The sequence below is a fragment of the Moorena sp. SIO3I6 genome, from assembly GCF_010672095.1.
In genome coordinates this window covers 1-2,166 of sequence record NZ_JAAHHU010000805.1, presented here as the reverse complement: position 1 = coordinate 2,166, position 2,166 = coordinate 1, and the positions used below count along the sequence as shown (strand labels likewise).

Genomic DNA, 2,166 nt, shown 5'->3' with positions numbered 1-2,166 from the left:
TTCCAATGAGACCGTCTTTTGAGGAAGCGTGCCACTAACTCCAATCCCAATGGTAGATATCCTAAGTCGTTACAGAGTTGAGAGGCTGCTACTGGTTCTTTTTCCAGTCTTGACTTACCGATAAAAGAAGTTAATAACTCCAAGGCTGCTTGCTCATCTAACACCTCTAGGCGTAATTGTTCAAAGGATTCTGATAGCCAATATTTACGTGTCGTTATTAGTACTTTAAAACGAGATTCCTGGGGGGGTAAATAGCCTTTAATTTCCTCGTAGTTTCTAACATCATCCAGAATGATCAGGACATCACCATCTAAAGGCGGCCACTGAGACCAACAGTGGTCTAACTGGTCTAGTAACTCCAAATCTTTACGAGGATTAAGATTGAGCTGAGACTTAGCAAAACTCAGCAATTGTAACCCAGGGTTGGATTCTTGTACCTGTATCCAACAAATACCAGCGGGATAGGTAGATTGCTGTTTCTGGTGCTGAGCATACTGTATAGCTAGTTCAGTTTTACCTACTCCAGCCATACCGCTAACTACAGCAGTGATAGCAATTCGCTCCTTCTCTTGAAGCTGTTGGTGTAAGTCTTTGAGTTGTTTTTCCCGACCGACAAAGTTGACTACGCCACTGCGTACTCTAGCTAAATTGTGCGGAATTGTCGTAAGCTTCTCCAAAAACTTACGGATAATTTCTGCTTCTGGAAGATTAAAAGTATAGTTTTCAATATTAATATCATGTCCTTGACCGATGTTGATGTTGCCACTACCCGACTGAACAACATATTGATTTCCGGTAGAGATTAACACATCTCGCAGGGCGGCTATGTCTGAATTAGTTTGATTTCCTCCTAAAATGCGCCAGAATATAGCGTTCAACTCTTCTGAGTTCATCTCAACTATTTTTGGATAGATGGCCAATTACTAACATTCACATCTTTGGCTGAACCTATGTTGATATTGCTATTCCCTGGCTGAGTGGCTGTTTGATCGCTACTGCTAACGGTTGCGTCACGACCAGCGTTTATTGCTCCTGGCTTTTTGGTTATTCCCTCTGGCTTTTTTTCCAACAACTCGGCTAGGTCTTTTGCCAGCTCCGGTTCTTGCTCTAGTAACTTCTTGAGTTGTTTCTGGAGTACGTCCAATGCATCTGGATCATCAGGAGAGTTAGCCAACTCCTCTACAGCCCCTTTTGCTAATGGCTTGGCTTCTAGCTTCGGTTGTAACTTACCCCATACAGCCGTCGCTTTTCTCCAAACATCCTCACCTAATGTTTGAAGTGCGCCTTCCACTACCTTATTTCCTGCTTTCAGCAGAAATGGCAAACAGGGTGCTAGAAATTTCACCAGTAAAGCACTATCCATAACCCAGGCTTTTGATTCTGATTAAGGTCTAAATATTATCCTTGAAGTGGGAAACCAAGTCAAGATAATTAATTGTAGCGTTTCTCGCAGTTATGAGAATTGCTATATACCCGAAATAGTCGCGAAGCCCAAGGCATGTAAGCAGCAATGTTTGAAAACCTAACATCTACATGACCCTCGGCATAGTGGAGACACTACGCGATTGCCTTTGGTCACGCTGCGCTCCGGAAGCGATCGCCTTTGGCGGAAGCTTCGCTTCATCGCAGCCATCGGGTTAAGTATCAGGTGGTTTGCCTATAATCCACTGTTAAATTGTTTTCCGGAAAGTGTGAAATAGTTGATTGGATTGATTTTTGCTGTATTTTTGACCATATCTGAATCATAACCAGTCAACCCTCGTGTAGAATTCCCTTATTGCTTTCCGGAAAGGATACATCAAGTGACTACTAGAACAGCAGTGAACGTGATCGCCCTTTGGTCACCCTACGCGAACACAATCGGTTTACTTGGGGTTTTGGGTGCGGATATGGGAAAGCTGATGCAGGTATGAACAGGGGAGTGCGATCGCGGAAATTGGATGGGAACTTGGGGATTTTTACCGTTGGGTATGAATGGGTTAAGGGATGGAATATGATCGCATCCAAAACGCTAGAATAAATATCATATAACGATGCCAACTATAGCAGTCCTAAATGATTCGTAAAATATAGTGGCCTTAGTGAATGTGATGGGAGCATGTCAAATTCGCAGAACAAATGTACTAAAAGACTGATAACTGCTACTGAAGCCCCGAAAACACTATA

At 43.0% G+C, this 2,166-nt stretch carries 2 protein-coding genes; both read right to left on the bottom strand.

What is annotated here, in order from left to right; translation table 11 throughout:
- Positions 1-893 (bottom strand): NB-ARC domain-containing protein (locus F6K49_RS42945; RefSeq protein WP_293107681.1); only part of this gene is annotated, 893 nt, incomplete at its 3' end.
- Between the two features lie 5 nt (positions 894-898).
- On the bottom strand, positions 899-1,345 hold the full coding sequence (locus tag F6K49_RS42940) for a hypothetical protein (protein ID WP_293107678.1): 447 nt from the start codon (positions 1,343-1,345) through the stop codon (positions 899-901).
- Positions 1,346-2,166: the final 821 nt, after the last annotated feature.